This window comes from Shinella kummerowiae, assembly GCF_009827055.1.
In the GTDB taxonomy this organism is placed as follows: Bacteria; Pseudomonadota; Alphaproteobacteria; order Rhizobiales; family Rhizobiaceae; genus Shinella; species Shinella kummerowiae.
Map to the genome: position 1 here is coordinate 564,658 of NZ_WUMK01000003.1, position 14,342 is coordinate 578,999.

The 14,342-nt window shown below is 63.9% G+C and carries 12 protein-coding genes; all 12 read right to left on the minus strand.

What is annotated here, in order from left to right; all coding sequences use genetic code 11:
- Window positions 1–36 precede the first annotated feature (36 nt).
- The 12 genes from nagA to glnP all read right to left on the minus strand — a co-directional run bounded on the left by nagA (window position 37) and on the right by glnP (window position 14,334).
- Entirely contained in the window at window positions 37–1,188 is a 1,152-nt protein-coding gene (gene nagA, locus GR138_RS10300; protein ID WP_160859014.1) for an N-acetylglucosamine-6-phosphate deacetylase, read from the minus strand.
- Window positions 1,185–2,477 (minus strand): class II D-tagatose-bisphosphate aldolase, non-catalytic subunit, encoded by a 1,293-nt coding sequence (locus tag GR138_RS10305; protein ID WP_160859016.1) that lies wholly within the window; start codon window positions 2,475–2,477, stop codon window positions 1,185–1,187. The genes nagA and GR138_RS10305 overlap by 4 nt, the downstream gene beginning before the upstream one ends.
- Window positions 2,474–4,537, minus strand: a complete 2,064-nt coding sequence (locus GR138_RS10310; protein WP_160859018.1) for an ROK family protein — start codon at window positions 4,535–4,537, stop codon at window positions 2,474–2,476. Before GR138_RS10310 ends, GR138_RS10305 begins: the two co-directional genes overlap by 4 nt.
- On the minus strand, window positions 4,534–5,406 hold the full coding sequence (locus GR138_RS10315; RefSeq protein ID WP_160859020.1) for a transcriptional regulator: 873 nt from the start codon (window positions 5,404–5,406) through the stop codon (window positions 4,534–4,536). The genes GR138_RS10310 and GR138_RS10315 overlap by 4 nt, the downstream gene beginning before the upstream one ends.
- Window positions 5,403–6,545 (minus strand): ABC transporter ATP-binding protein, encoded by a 1,143-nt coding sequence (locus GR138_RS10320; RefSeq protein WP_160859022.1) that lies wholly within the window; start codon window positions 6,543–6,545, stop codon window positions 5,403–5,405. Before GR138_RS10320 ends, GR138_RS10315 begins: the two co-directional genes overlap by 4 nt.
- Window positions 6,545–8,581, minus strand: a complete 2,037-nt coding sequence (locus GR138_RS10325; protein WP_160859024.1) for a DUF5107 domain-containing protein — start codon at window positions 8,579–8,581, stop codon at window positions 6,545–6,547. The genes GR138_RS10320 and GR138_RS10325 overlap by 1 nt, the downstream gene beginning before the upstream one ends.
- Window positions 8,578–9,423 (minus strand): carbohydrate ABC transporter permease, encoded by an 846-nt coding sequence (locus tag GR138_RS10330; RefSeq protein WP_160859026.1) that lies wholly within the window; start codon window positions 9,421–9,423, stop codon window positions 8,578–8,580. The genes GR138_RS10325 and GR138_RS10330 overlap by 4 nt, the downstream gene beginning before the upstream one ends.
- A gap of 1 nt (window position 9,424) precedes the next feature.
- Window positions 9,425–10,309 carry a carbohydrate ABC transporter permease gene (locus GR138_RS10335; protein ID WP_160859028.1) on the minus strand — a complete coding sequence of 295 codons (885 nt, stop codon included), beginning with the start codon at window positions 10,307–10,309 and terminating at the stop codon, window positions 9,425–9,427.
- Window positions 10,310–10,397: 88 nt separating this feature from the next.
- Window positions 10,398–11,663 (minus strand): ABC transporter substrate-binding protein, encoded by a 1,266-nt coding sequence (locus GR138_RS10340; protein WP_160859030.1) that lies wholly within the window; start codon window positions 11,661–11,663, stop codon window positions 10,398–10,400.
- Window positions 11,664–11,922: 259 nt separating this feature from the next.
- On the minus strand, window positions 11,923–12,963 hold the full coding sequence (locus GR138_RS10345; RefSeq protein WP_160859032.1) for a C45 family autoproteolytic acyltransferase/hydrolase: 1,041 nt from the start codon (window positions 12,961–12,963) through the stop codon (window positions 11,923–11,925).
- Entirely contained in the window at window positions 12,953–13,681 is a 729-nt protein-coding gene (gene glnQ / locus GR138_RS10350; protein WP_160859034.1) for a glutamine ABC transporter ATP-binding protein GlnQ, read from the minus strand. The genes GR138_RS10345 and glnQ overlap by 11 nt, the downstream gene beginning before the upstream one ends.
- Window positions 13,678–14,334 (minus strand): glutamine ABC transporter permease GlnP, encoded by a 657-nt coding sequence (gene glnP, locus GR138_RS10355; RefSeq protein WP_160859036.1) that lies wholly within the window; start codon window positions 14,332–14,334, stop codon window positions 13,678–13,680. Before glnP ends, glnQ begins: the two co-directional genes overlap by 4 nt.
- Window positions 14,335–14,342: the final 8 nt, after the last annotated feature.

Sequence of the window (14,342 nt, forward strand, 5' to 3'; positions counted from 1 at the left end):
CGCGTGCTTATTTATTATCGATCACCAAGTGTTTGTTTAGCATCCTCGATTTCCGTAATCGAGCAAGACGATTTCGGCAGGCATGCCCGGCCTGAGAAAACCGACGCTCTCCTGGAGGCGCATGAGGCGGCTTGGGTTTGCGGTTGCCATTTTCAGCGCCTCCTCCAGCGGGATACCAACCGTCGTGACCAGACGCCGGAGCGATGTCGCCATATCGATATGCACACCCGCGAGTGAGCCGATGCGATTGACCAGTTTGCCGCCTTCAAGTCGAACGGTCTCACCGTAGAGGGAGAAGTGATCGGGACCATTCCAGGTCGGCATGGCATCCGATACGAGCACCATTCTATCGGCCACCGGCCGCGAACGGACCGCGAGCCGAAGAACGGTATCGTCCACGTGATGGCCATCGGCGATGAACCCGCAATAGACGTCACTGTCGAGCGCCGCGCCGACGACACCCGGTTCGCGCGAGGTGATGGGAGTCATGGCATTGTAGAGATGGGTTACCGATCGTGCGCCTTCGGCGATTGCGGCGCGCGTCGTTGCCGCGTCGGCAGCGGTGTGACCGATCGAGACCACGACTCCCATCGCGCACAGCGTTTCGATCGTCCCCGGTGGCACGCATTCCGGGGCGAGCGTCAGGAGCACGGGCACGTCGGCGCGGCGCAACCGCTCGACAGCGGAGATCGTTTTGTCATCCATCGGCCGAATGAGCCGCGGATCGTGTGCACCCTTCCGTTCAAGGCTGATATGTGGCCCTTCGAGATGCACACCGACAATGCCTTCGCTGCCCACGACACCGAGAATGGCGTCGACCGCCGCCTCCATGACCTCCGGAGCGTCCGTGATCAGCGTCGGCAGAAGCGCTGTCGTGCCGCCCTTGCGGTGTGCGGCGGCGATCATCCGCAGACCGTCGGCGGTCGGGTTGGTGTTGAACAGGACCCCACCGCCGCCATTGACCTGGATGTCGAAGAAGCCGGGCGATGCCAGGCTCGTCGTGTGCCAGACAGGCAGTCCGTCTCGTCCCGCTTCCTCTGCCGGAAGGACGTTGTCGATCTTGCCGTCCGCAATGCGCACGGCGAGGCCCGATCGTAGTTTTTCGCCATCGAATAGCTGTTTCGGTACGAGCCACCAGGCCGCAGTACGCACGACATCGAACGGAGGCTGACCGTTGATCACTGTCATCGTGTAGACCCTGCCGGCGAGGCATAGTAGGGCGCGAGCGCTTCCTGTATCTGCGCGTAGACGAGCGTTTTCCGCCAGTCCGGCACGACCGTTTCGAGGCGACCGGCACGCGCGAGCGTGGCCGGGGCGAAGAACTGTTCCAACACCATGACGGGCGGCCTGGTCTCGCCCAGGCGCACCATCAGTCGGCCGACCTGCTCTACGGCGGCCGGCTGGTTCCAGTAGTATCGAATGCGATCCGCATAGCTGAAGTGGCGCAGCAAGCGCAGTTGTGCGTCACTGCCACTATAGTGTTTGCTCCAGTTGGACGGGTCGGCGCGCATGAGGCCTTCCATCAGGTCGGAGACCTCGGACCCGGTCGCCGTCGCATCCATCCACGGCGAAAGGGCATCCAGCGCATAGATCGCCTGCCGATAGGCATGGGTCAAAGCGGGGCCGACCTTCAGCACCGCGAAATGCCGGCGGCCGAGTTCGGGATAGACGGCAGGCGCCTGGTAATCGGTGGAGTGGGCCTCGAAGCTGAGGCCGGGCATATCCTGCAAGACGGGCGAGAGATCGTCCGGCATCGCCGGATCGAAGCGGTGCACATGGTCGGGCGCGAATTCCAGACCCGGCTGCACCACCAGGCCGATCGCCCGCTGCCATGCATCGCCAAGCCCCAGCGCCTCGAAGTGGCGGCGATGGGCATCGATGGTTGCCCGGGCGCTCTCCGGCTTCGTCGGCGCGATGCCCTGGCCGCCCTCCTCCGCCCGCGCACCGCCGGGAGGCGGCACTTCGGTGCCGTATACATAGCTCAGGGTTGACGGATCTTCGGCCGCGGCCTCGCAGATGCCGGCAAGCTCGGCCGCCCGCGCGGCACTCACCTCATCCGATACCTGGGGAGGTTCGCCGGCGCAGCCTTCCGAGCAATCGAGATGGATTTTCGTGAAGCCGGCGCGGACATAGGCCGCGACGAGATCACGCGCATGGCCCATCGCCACCTCGGCCGGCTGGCTGCGCCAGACCTGCGGTCCGAGATGGTCGCCGCCAAAGAGCACCGGCTGCTCGGACGCGCCGACATTTCCGCAGATCGCCCGCACGAAACGGATGAAATCGGCCGGCCGCATGCCGGTGTAACCACCGAGCTGGTTGACCTGGTTGCTGGTCGCTTCGATGAGCAGCGGCACACGCATTTCCTGCGCCAGCAGCACGGAGGCGGCGATGACATCCGGATGCGCCGAGCAGACGGAGGGCATGGCTTCGCCGGAGCCCGCGCGATTGCGGGCGATCAGATCGCGCAGTTCCTTCATGGCCGGCCTGCCTCTGCCGCCTGGCGGGCGAGGATGGCGGCGCCCCTCGTTCCGCTGGCATCGCCGTGCTCGGCGATCCTGAAGACCGGGCTGCGCACACCCGGCAGTTTGTGCGTCTCGAAGGCGGCGGCAAGGTCTTCGGCAAGGCCCTCCATACGCGACAGGCCACCGCCGATGACGACGCAATCCGCATCGATGGTGAGCTGGATCGTGTGGATCAATTCGCACAGCAGGTCGAGCCAGATGTCGAGCACGGTCTGCATCGCGGCCTCGCCCTTCGATGCGGCAGCAACGATCTCCTCCGCACGCGCCGGCCGGCCGGCGACATGCGCGGCAAGGCACGACAGACCGGGGCCGGAAACGTAGGTCTCGTAACATCCTGTGCGTCCGCAGCCGCAGGCGACCAGAGGCAGGCCGTGTTTCGCGACCCGCTCCGCCGGCAGGCCGAAATGACCGACTTCGCCGGGAAGCCCGTTGAGACCCTTCACCAGACGCCCATCGACACAGACACCGCCGCCGACACCCGTGCCGAGAATGAGGCCGAAGACCGTTCGGTAACCTTCACCCGCTCCACCATTTGCTTCCGACAGGGCGAAACATTTGCAGTCGTTTTCGACCGGGACAGGACGCCCGAGGCGTGCCGAGAGGTCGGCACCGAGGCTGCGCCCGGTCGCCGGCAGGTTCGAGGTCACCGAAAGCCCGGTTGCCGGATCTATCAACCCCGGCAGGCCGATGCCGATCGCCGTGGGCTTGCCCGCCACGGCCTGCAGCCAGTCCGCCTGTTCGACGATCGCATCGAGCAGGTCGGCATAGCTCTGCTTGCGGGTGTCGATCCGCCGCTTTTCGATCGGCTGCATATTCTCGCCGAACAGCGCCGCCTCGATCTTCGAGCCGCCGACATCGATGGCGCCGTAGGCCGCCGGCGCATGCTTCGGCAGGTCGTAGAGTTGCACGCCGGCGACGACACGCGTGAGGTTGCGGCCGGCGAAGGGATCATCGACATTCAAGCCCATGCGATCCGACCAGATGACGGCCAGCATCTGTCCGATGAGGACGTGAAGGACGGAACCCCAGGCATCGTTGCCAGTGGCGGGCACGGCGACATCCGCACCGGTCGCCACGTCGCCGAGGCGCACGACGGTTTGCGGACTGAACTGGACCGCGATCTCCTTTGCGAGGTCGGTATCATAGGCTTGCGTGAACGGGTCGGCCGATTGCAGCACGAAGACCAGCGTCTTGTCGTTGACGACGGCCTTCGGACCGTGGCGGAAACCCAGCGTCGAATCCCAGGAGGTGGAAATGGCGCCGGCCGTCAGCTCCAGCACCTTCAATGCGCATTCCCGCGCCGTGCCGGTCAGGGGCCCGGAACCGAGAAAGACGACACGGTCCGGCATTGGGAATCGTGCCAATGCGTCGAAGCCGCGGGCGATCAGGCCTTCCGCATCGTCCGCGAGACGCTTAAGAAGTGCTACCGGATCAGCCGGTGGCTCCGGGTCAAAGCAGGCAAGCGCCGACAACAGCATCGTCGTATAACTCGACGTCATGGCAAAGCCGCGGTCATTGGTCTCGGGCGGCAGGACAAGTGTGCGCTGCTCGCCCGGCCCCTGGAGAGAGGGCGCTGCAAGGGCGCTTTCGGCATTGCAGGTGATATGCAGCCGGTCGGCCTCCGGGGCATGGGCATTCAGCAGGTTCAGGGTGCCGAGGCTTTCCGAACTGTTGCCGCTGCGCCCGAACGAGACGACCAGCGCGCGCACGCCCGGGCGCAGGAAACTGCGCGGAGCGGAGACCAGATCGGTCGTCGGCACGGCGCGAAAGCGCGCCGGACCGGGCGCACGGTTGAGATAGGCCGCCAGTGTCTCGCCGATGAAGGCGGAGGTGCCAGCACCGCAGAACCAGATTTCCTCGTGCGCGCGACGCTCCAGCCAGGTCTGGATCTCGGCGGCGAAGGTTGCGAGTTGCGGCGCGAACGCCCGCCAGACGGCTGGCTGCTGGACGATCTCCCGCACGGTTTCCCAGCGATGAAGACCAGCGGTTGCGGTGGAAGCGCGTTGCGGCGTCATTTCTTATTCTCTTCGATTGGGTCTACGCGGTGGACGACGACGCCCCGCGCCTCGATCGCCTCGACGATATCGTCGCCAAGGCCGGTGTCGGTGACGATCGTGTGGATGCGCTCGATCTCGCAGAAACGGTGCAGCCCCGGCGCACGGAACTTGGTGGAGTCCGCCAGTACGACGACACGCCGGGAAACGGTGATCATTGCGGTGTTCTGGTGCGCCTCCTCCTCGTTGAAGGTGCTGAGGCCGGAAACCGGATCGATGGCGTCGGCGCCGAGATAGAGGGCGTCGAAATGCATGTTGGCGAGCGTGCTCTCCACCATGCGGCCGGAGAGAGAGCGGGATTCATGGCGCAGCACCCCGCCCGGCAGCATGATCGAGTGCTGCGTCGCCCCGCGCAAAGCATCGACGATGTTGAGGCCCGTGGTCATCACGGCGAGCGGATCGGCATCGCGGAGCGTCTCGGCAAAGAGCTGCGCCGTCGAGCCGGAGTCGATGATGATCGAGCGGTCCGTGCCGATGAGCGTGCGGGCAAAGCGCGCGATCGCGCGCTTCGAGGCGAGGTTGACCACAGCCTTGTCGGTGATCTGCGGTTCGAGGAAGGAACTGCGCTCGGCCGCTGGCCCGTGCACCAGCGCCATGGCGAGCGCAATCCTGAAATCCGGGATGCCCTTGAAGCCGTAGCGGCGGCAGAAGCGAATGACGGAGGGCTCGCTGACCTCGGCGGCGGCGGCGATCTCCTGCACAGGCTTGTGCATGAAGCCTTCCGGGGCCGACAGCATATATTGCGCCACGCGGCGGAACGTCTTGTTGAGTTCCGGCAGGTCGGCGGAAACGGCCTCGATCAGCGTTTGTCCTGACGGATGGGATGTCAAACCGGGCTCCTTTCGACCAGATCGCCGCGACGTTCGATTGTGACGGCCTCTTCCGTCCGGTAGCGCAAGTTGCGGCCGGTCGCATCGAATATCTGCAACCGCTCATGCGCAATCGTGAAGGCAAGCCGGTCCCCGGCGCGGATACCGGCCTGCCCGGCGAGTTTCGCCGTCAGCGCCTGGCCATCAGCCAACCGGCCGTAGACGATCGTCTCACCGCCGAGCTGCTCGACCACTTCCACCGTCGCATTCAGCGCCCCCGCCGCGGAAACCGCCATGTCCTCCGGGCGCACGCCGAGTTCCAGGCCTTCGGTCGAGACCGCGCCGATTGCCGGCGGCAGGTCGAGTGTGAGGCGGCCGCCGCCCGGAAGTTCGCCGTTCATCACCTGCCCGGCCTGCGAGGCCGAAGCGAACCGGATGAAATTCATCGGCGGCTGGCCGAGGAAGCCGGCAACGAAGCGATTGACCGGGTTGTTGAACAGCTCGAGCGGCGCGCCGACCTGCTCGATGACGCCCTGGCGCATCACCACCATGCGGTCGGCGAGCGTCATCGCCTCCACCTGGTCGTGGGTAACGTAGATCATCGTGTTGCCGAGTTGCGCGTGCAGCTTCGAGAGTTCCACACGCATTTCACCGCGCAGCGACGCGTCGAGGTTGGAGAGCGGCTCGTCGAACAGGAAGATGCGCGGTTTGCGCGCCAGCGCGCGGCCGATGGCGACACGCTGGCGCTGGCCGCCGGAAAGTGCCTTTGGCTTGCGGTCGAGCAGCGCCTCCAGTTTCAGGAGCTTGGCCACTTCGAGGACACGTGCCCGGATTTCCGGTTTCGGTGCGTTGGCGATCTTCAGGCCGAAGCCGATGTTTTCCGCGACCGTCATGTGCGGGTAGAGCGCATAGGACTGGAAGACCATGGCGATGCCGCGTTTCACTGGATCGGCCACCGTCATATCGTCGCCGTCGATGAGAAGATTGCCGCCGGTGATCGGCTCCAGGCCGGCGATGCAGCGCAGCAACGTGGATTTGCCGCAGCCCGACGGGCCGACGAGCACGACAAACTCGCCGCTCGATATGGCGAGGTCGGCGCTGCGGATGATCTCCAGATTGCCGTAGGATTTTTGCAGGTTGCGGATCTCGACCGTCGTCATCAGTTCGTCCCGTCTTGGAGCGCGACCCGCATGCGGAAATCCAGGTGTTCCGGCAGCGGATGAGCCTTCATGTGCGTTTCCAGTTCAGCGGGCGCCGGCGTGCGGCCGAGCCGCTGTTCGAGCCTGCCCTTTTGCAGGCGCTCCCAGAGGTCGGCGGACAGATCCTCGCCCTCGCGGATCGTTGCGAACTCAACCTTCAGCAGGGCTTCAAGCGCATCGAGATCGCCGCGCTCGGCGGCAACGGACGCGCGAGCGAGCACGATGCGCTCCTGCGCCGCGATATCGTCCGGTAGTTTCGCCAAGAAGCCTTCCAGGGCCTGGAGTTTCCCGGCGCGCAGCAGGAACTGCACGATCTCGACGGCAAGTTCGGCCGGCGCGTCCTCTGCTGCCCATGCGAAGAGATAAAGCTGTTCGGCCCTGTCCTCGTTCTTCTCGATCAGCGCCAACTGGCGAAGGCCGAGCCAGGTCGGCCGCGCCGCCACGGAGCGCTCGAACAGGCTTCGTGCCGCAGCCATGTCCTCTTGATCGAGCGCCGCAATGCCCAGCAGCAGGTCGTGCAACCAGGTCGCCCCCTGCCGTCCGGCGCTGCGTTCCAACGCGGAACGCCAGAGGTCGGAGACGGCGAAATCGACCGGAACCCGCATCAGGTTGCCCGCGGAAATTTCGCCCGTTTCCGCCAGTTCGTCCCAGACGCTGCGCTCGGCTTCGACGGCAAAGTCGAGGCCTGCGGCAAGCGGCTTTCCGGTGAGCTTTGCCTGACGCGCGCCCCAGGGAGAGCCTTCCGAAAGGCGCCGGTCGAGCGGCTGTTGCGAAACACGGGTGAGGAAACCATCGACATCCGAGAGTTCGGCTGTCGGGAATCGGCGGTCGACGGCTTCGGCCGTGGCGCGTTCGGCGACCGCATAGTCCTCGGAATGGACCGCAGCCGGATCGACCGACAGGCCGCCATAGACCTCCGTCCAGTGCGTTTCGCTGTCGGCGGCAAGCACGAAACGCTGGTTCTGCGTCGGCGTGATACCGGCCTGGATCTCGATATAGTCGCCTTCACCCTTACGGGCGAGATAATCCATCCAGTGCTGCCCGCCGGCGGCCGTGCCGAAATAGAAGAATTTCCGGCCGGTCAGCGCCGATGTGGCGGTCTGCGCGAGACCCGTTCCTGCCTTGTCGAGGGCGGCGATGAAAAGGCGATCCGCCTCCCGCTTGCGGAAGAAGACCGAAGTCGCGCCCTTCCAGAGGCCGGGATAGGACCCGTCGAAACGCTCCGGATCGGGGAAGGGAAAACGTGCAAGCTCATTGCCGGGTAGCACATGCTCGATCGCATAGTCGCCGGGACTGACCACGCGCATGCCAGCACTTGCCGGCACCGCCACGTTGGTCCACCAATAGGCGCGCTTCTCGGTCGGCGCGGCATTGATGATACGGCCGTGCACATAGAGCCGGTCTTCATCGGCCGGCAGGTAGAGGTCGATCTGCCAGATGGCCTCGACGATCCGGTCGAATTCGTAGATGCGCAGCACCGGACCGCGCTCCGTGTCCACCACGCCGGTAAAAACAGGCACGCATGTGAACGGCGTATGGCCGGGGATGAGCCCGTTCCATTCGATGCCGCCGGAGAACCAGGCGTTCAGCGCAGCGAGGTTGGCTGGCTGGAACACCGGGTTGCGGAAGACGAGGTCGCGCCCGAGTGCATAATCGTAAAGCTGCATCAACCGGCCGCCGTATTGCGGGGCGATGGTGACGCGTAGCCGGCCGTTGTCGAGCGCGACCAGCGGCATCTCGCCAGGTGTCTGCGCCCGGTCGTAATCGTCATAGACGCTGTAGGGCAGGATCGAATCCTTGCCCCAATCAAAGGCGTTCGCGTTTTCTTCCGCGCTGAGGCCGCGCGATGGCGGCGTTTCCTTATCTGGGATCGGCTGCTGCCAGCGGAAGCGCGGCAGGCGGCTTGGCCCGCCGAGATGCGACATCGGCAGCGTCACGACCGTTTCTTCCACGCTCGTTCTGCCTTCGGCGCGGGCCTTCTGTTGGGTCTGGTTCACTTCACGCCTCCCATAGTGATGCCACTGATCATCCGCTCGGAGAGGATGATGAAGAGAAGGATCGTCGGCACCATCACGATGGTGACGCCGGCGAAGAGGCCGGCCCAGTCGCCGCCCGAATATTGCATGGAGGTGATCAGCGAATAGATGCCGAGCGACAACGTCCGGTTTTCCGGGCTATTCAGGAGGACGAGCGAAAGCTGGTACTCATTCCACAGGCCGACGAAATTGAGGATCGCCACCGTCGCGATGCCGGGACCGGCGAGCGGCAGCATGACATGCCGGAACACTTGGAAATCCGAGCAGCCGTCGATGATCGCCGCCGATTCCAGTTCCGAGGGCAGCGAGGCGAAGAAGCCCTCGAGCACATAGATGCTGAACGGAATGGAGAGTGCGACATAGACGATGGAAAGCCCGGTCAGGCTGTCGCCTAGCCGCATCGTCGTCATGATGACGAAAAGCGGCACGAAGAGCAGCGGTATCGGCACGCCCATGCCGAAGGCAAAGAAGTTGGACAGCGCCTGCCGCCCGGCAAACCGCCCACGGCTCAGCACATAGGCGGCCGGGACGGAGACGAGAAGCAGGGCTGCGACGGAAACGGAGGTGACGATCAGGCTGTTCAGGAAATAATCGCCGAAGCGGTTGTTCACCCACGTCTTGACGTAGTTGCCCCAGGCAGGATCGATCGGAATGGACCACGGCTTGCCGAAGAGGTCGCGATTGCGCTTCAGCGAGGCGAGGATGATCCAGAGGATGAAGAAGACCGAAAAGGCCGACCAGCCGCCGACGACGAGATAGGAAAACCCGCGTTTTGCACCGCGCAACGTGAGGAACTTGTTCATCTCAATACTCCACCCGCTCGCGCTTGAAGACGAAGCGCAGGAGCACGATCGTGACCAGGGTCAGGAAGAACAGCGCGACGCCGATGGCGGTCGAATAGCCGAGCGCATAGACGGGTTCGCGCTGGCCGAAGCCCATGATGTAGAGGTAGATCGCCGGCGTATAGAGGTTCTGGTCGATGTTCGGCCCGCCGAAAGCATAGGGAAACTCAACGATCTTGATGGCGTGGATCGACCACAGCACCAGCGTGATCAGGATGACGTCCCAGATCATCGGCAGGGTGATCAGGCGAAAGATCTGGAAGGTACTGGCGCCTTCGAGACGCGCCGCCTCATACATGTCGGTCGGCACCTTGTCGGCGCCCGCAAGAATGAGGATCGTGTAGAAGCCGGCCGAAATCCAGACGAGACCGACCATCATCGCGAAGAAGACGTTTTCCGGCGCTGTCCAGGAGATGGAGGCAAGGCTCGTCAGGCCGAGCGCCTTCAGCACGCTGGTCAGAAGCCCGTAGCGCGGCATGAAGACGAAGGACCAGAAGGTGGTGATCGCGACGACCGCGATGATGTTCGGGAGGAAGATCAGGGCACGGAAGAGCTTCTTGCCGCGCAGGCCCGAATTCAACAGCATGGTGAAGAGGAAGGCGAGACCGAAGGTCGCGACACCGCCGACGACCATGATCATCGACATGTTGCGTAGCGCGCCCCAGAAAATCGGGTCCGACAAGAGCCGCGTGTAGTTGCCGATCCCTACCCAGGTCGGCGTGTCGCCGAAGCCGGAGGTCTCGAACAGGCTCAGATAAAAGGCCTGAAGTGCCGGAAAGATCAGCAGGCCCAGATAGAGGATGAGGGCGGGCGCCAGAAACGCCACCACCATACGTCGCCTCATCATCGCGGATTCTCCATTCAGCAAAACCGTTCATGGCCGCAAGGCCGGTCGAAGCGATACGACTGCACCGCCCCGACCCGTTGCGAAAGCCCTATTGCTGGCTTGCCCAATAGTCCTTCGTCTTGTCGACGAGGACCTTGACGAAGTCTTCCGGCGTCGACTGGCCGAGGAACATCTTGCTGAATTCAGGCGTCAGCACCGTCGCGTTGAACTCCGGATAAGAAACACCGAGACCGCCGCCGAAGCCGGACAACGCCGTGGCGTTTTTGGCCGAGGCATAGGCATCCGAAAGCACCGGCGGCCATTCGACGCCATCGCGCACCACGCCGACGCCGCCATCCGCAACCAGTGTCTTCTGCGCTTCCTCAGAGAGGAGATAGCTGACGAAACCCGCCGCTTCCTTGGCATTCGGCGAGGCCTTCAGGACCATCACCGACACCAGGCCGACTTCGATATCGGTCGCCTTGCCGACGCCGCCGGCGACGGCCGGGAAGTTGAAGGCGCCCCAGGGGAAGTCTGCGCCGGCACTTTCCGTCAGTTCGGTCGGAAGCCACGAGCCGACGAGCTCACCCATCGTGTCGCCGAGCGCGATCGTCTGCTGACCTGCCGGATACTGGAAGCCGCGAGCGTCTTCCGCAATACAGCCGACCTCCCAGAATTTGCGGGCCGACTTCGCAGCCTCGAGCACGGCCGGATCAGACCAGCCGGAGCCGTCCTTGACCTCGAAGGCCTTGATCATGGCATCCGAGCCCTTGGCGCGCGCCAGAAGGTGGGAGAAGAACAGGACCTGGTAGAAACCGACATTGCCTTCGGTCACCAGCGCGTGTTTGCTGGTTTCCTTGAGCTTGCCGCAGAGCGTGAAGAGTTCGTCGAGCGTCTGCGGGACCGTGCCGCCGACTTCCGCCAGCATGTCCTTGTTGTACCAGATGTTCACGGTGTTGTAGATGTAGGGGACCTGTTCGACCTTGCCGCCGGCCGCATAGAGATCGAGCACGCCGGGCAGCAGAGCGGCCTTCGCGTCGCCGAGGTCCGCGCCAATCTCGTAGCCGAGCCCTTCCTTCTGCAAGCCGCCGGCGAGCTGGTCGCCATCCTGGTCTGCAAAATCAACCTGCGTGCCCGCCTGTAGGGCGGCGCGCAGCTTCGTCTGATTCTGGCGGCCGTTCCAGACGACCTTGAAGGTCGTTTCCGGGTGGGCCTTGGTGTAAGTATCCATGATCCTGCGCAGCGCCGCGGCCTGCGGCTCCGGCTCGTTCCACATGGACCAGAAGACAAGTTCGGCTGCATTGGCGGCGCCCGCCATCATGCCGAACGAAAGCGCAGCCGCAGCGGCAGAGCGCCACAAAATCGTGTTCGTCATTCAATCCTCCCAAATTGAAAGCGCGCTGAATTGACCCGTGTCTGCGCGGCTTCGAAATGTACCTTAGAGGATGAATTTGAAGCTTTGCAACAGGAAATTCTCGCAAAGCTTCATTTTTGTAATTTTACTACATTTACTCATCAAGGGCAGGCACGTTCGCGCGTTCGAGCAGCACTGTGTCAATCTCCATGCGAAACTGAGCCGATTATGCAGTGAATTCATGAGGCTGGACGCTGAAGCACTTCAAACGTGGCGGCGGCTATCTGGGCCTCAGTCCGCCATCCATTGTGAAGCGCGGCAGCTCTCCAGCCCGGTCATAAACCTGCCAGTCGATCCCGTCCGTGCGGATCCGAAACACCGCCGTGGCGAGCGTGTTCTCGTGGTCCGGGTCATCGGGCTGGGCACGATAGATTGGAAGCGGCGATACCGCCATGTCCCAGAGGATGTCGAGAGGATCGGGGGATGTCCCGGTGGCGTCACCGAGCATGGCATCGCCGCGCTGCTGGCGTGCGCGGGAGGAGCCGGTGATGATCTGTTTTTCGCCTCTCATCACTTCATGGATGAGATGATTGGCATGGCACTGGGGTCGTTCGATCGTGCTGACCGAGCAGGATGCGTGCGTGAACTCGATGCTGAGCAGACGCGGATCGCCCTTCTGGCCGAGCGTCATGTGAAACGCCCCGGCACGCTCGGCGGTTTTCAAGAGGCGGACGGCGTCGTCAAGCGTGCGGCAATCGAAGAGAGCCCGGCCGAGGACCATGCGCGGGATGCCGATGCCGATCCCGCGCGAGCGGATATTGTTGACGGTCTGGATGAGGCCTGCGTCCGTCGCGGCGAAGGTATGGCCGGGGATCGATGCGGGATAGATGAAGCTTGTAAAGGCGACACCACCCTCCGGGCGGACATGGGCAAGCGCGCAGTGGCCACGAAAGCCCGGATCGCCATCCTCGTTGTGGGCAAGAACCGGTTCAGACCCCGGCATCTGCACCGTCGTGCAGCCATCCGGCGCAAAAGCCCAGACATCGCCGCGGCAATTCCAGAGGAAAACATCATCGAATGGAAGATCGAGCCCCATGGCGAGCCCCTGCAATTCGGCCCAATATTCTGGGAAACGCGCTTCGACCAGCCCGCGCATGCCCGCCACGCGGGGATCATCGCGGAAGGTCATGACGGAGGCCCAGGCATGACCCGCGATGAGATGGCGGTGGACGATCTCGCGGCCGAAGCGGCCGAGTTGCACGCCGATTTCGAACGGCGTGCCGGCCATTTCGACGAAACCCAAACCATTGTCAGTGAACATGCTGCAAGAACTCGCGAAGGCGGGGATTTTCCGGGTTGGCAAGCAGGGCGGCGGGGTTACCGTCGACCGAAATCTTGCCGTCCTCCATGAAGATGAGCCGCGTGCCGACCTGGCGGGCGAAGGCTATCTCGTGTGTCACCACGATCATCGTCATACCCTCTTCGGCCAGCGCCTGCATGACGCGCAGGACCTCGTGGCGCAGTTCGGGGTCGAGTGCGGAGGTCGGCTCGTCGAACAGCATCAGTTTCGGCTTGACGGCAAGTGCGCGGGCGATCGCCACCCGCTGCTGCTGGCCACCCGAGAGTTCCGATGGATAGTGATGGCCGCGCTCGGCAAGCCCCACCTTGGCCAGCAGCGCCTTCGCCTGCTCCAACGCCTCGGCACGGGTGACGCCGCGAACGCGGCGGGGGCCGAAGGCGACGTTGTCGAGTGCCGTCATCTGCGGGAAGAGGTTGAACTGCTGGAAGACCATGCCGGCTTCCTGACGGATATGGCGCACCTGCGAGCGGCCGGCCTTGACGCTGATATTGTCAACGACGAGATCACCACCGTTGATCTCTTCCAGCGCGTTGATGCAGCGCAGCAGCGTCGACTTTCCCGAGCCGGACGGCCCGATCAGCACGACCACCTCGCCCTTGTCGATGTTGAGATCGACCTCGCGCAGCACCACAACGGGGCCAAACGTCTTGGTGACGTTGCGAAATTCCACGATGCTCATAGGATCCGCATCCTCTTTTCGGTGACACGCAGGACCAGCGTCAGGGTACCGGTCATCAGGAGGTAGAGGATCGCCACCGCACTCCAGATTTCCACTGCACGGAAATTCGCCGCCATGATCTCCTGCCCCTGGCGGGTCAATTCGCCCACGCCGATGACGATGAAGAGCGAGGTATCCTTGAGGCTGACGATGAACTGGTTGCCGAGCGGCGGGATCATGCGCCGGAAGGCGACCGGGCCGATGATGTAGACAAGCACCTTCCACATCGGCAGGCCAAGCGCGAGCCCCGCCTCCTTCAGCCCCCGATGTACCGAGAGGAAGGAGCCGCGCACGATCTCGGCGATATAGGCACCGGCGTTGACGACGATCGCCGTGACGGCAGCGGTCATCGGATTGACCCTGATATCGGCGAGCACCGGCAGCGCGAAGTAGATGAACATCACCTGCACCACGATCGGCGTACCGCGGATCAATTCGACATAGGCGAAGGCGACGGCATTGAGGAAGGCGTTGCCATAGGCACGCATCAGGCCCGCAAGGAACCCGACAAGCAGGCCACCGACCAGGCCGGCGATGGTGATGAGGATGGTAAGGCGCGCGCCGCTAAACAGGGCGGGCATGGCCTCGCCTATGATGGACCAGTCGAATTCCATGAGTGGGC

What these genes read in the sequence shown, in the direction of transcription:
- GR138_RS10310 (WP_160859018.1), bottom strand. Translation starts at nt 4,537, where the DNA reads ATGACGCCGCAACGCGCTTCCACCGCAACCGCTGGTCTTCATCGCTGG.
- GR138_RS10330 (WP_160859026.1), bottom strand. Translation starts at nt 9,423, where the DNA reads ATGAACAAGTTCCTCACGTTGCGCGGTGCAAAACGCGGGTTTTCCTAT.
- GR138_RS10340 (WP_160859030.1), bottom strand. Translation starts at nt 11,663, where the DNA reads ATGACGAACACGATTTTGTGGCGCTCTGCCGCTGCGGCTGCGCTTTCG.
- GR138_RS10320 (WP_160859022.1), bottom strand. Translation starts at nt 6,545, where the DNA reads ATGACGACGGTCGAGATCCGCAACCTGCAAAAATCCTACGGCAATCTG.
- glnP (WP_160859036.1), bottom strand. Translation starts at nt 14,334, where the DNA reads ATGGAATTCGACTGGTCCATCATAGGCGAGGCCATGCCCGCCCTGTTT.
- GR138_RS10345 (WP_160859032.1), bottom strand. Translation starts at nt 12,963, where the DNA reads ATGTTCACTGACAATGGTTTGGGTTTCGTCGAAATGGCCGGCACGCCG.
- GR138_RS10305 (WP_160859016.1), bottom strand. Translation starts at nt 2,477, where the DNA reads ATGAAGGAACTGCGCGATCTGATCGCCCGCAATCGCGCGGGCTCCGGC.
- glnQ (WP_160859034.1), bottom strand. Translation starts at nt 13,681, where the DNA reads ATGAGCATCGTGGAATTTCGCAACGTCACCAAGACGTTTGGCCCCGTT.
- GR138_RS10335 (WP_160859028.1), bottom strand. Translation starts at nt 10,309, where the DNA reads ATGATGAGGCGACGTATGGTGGTGGCGTTTCTGGCGCCCGCCCTCATC.
- nagA (WP_160859014.1), bottom strand. Translation starts at nt 1,188, where the DNA reads ATGACAGTGATCAACGGTCAGCCTCCGTTCGATGTCGTGCGTACTGCG.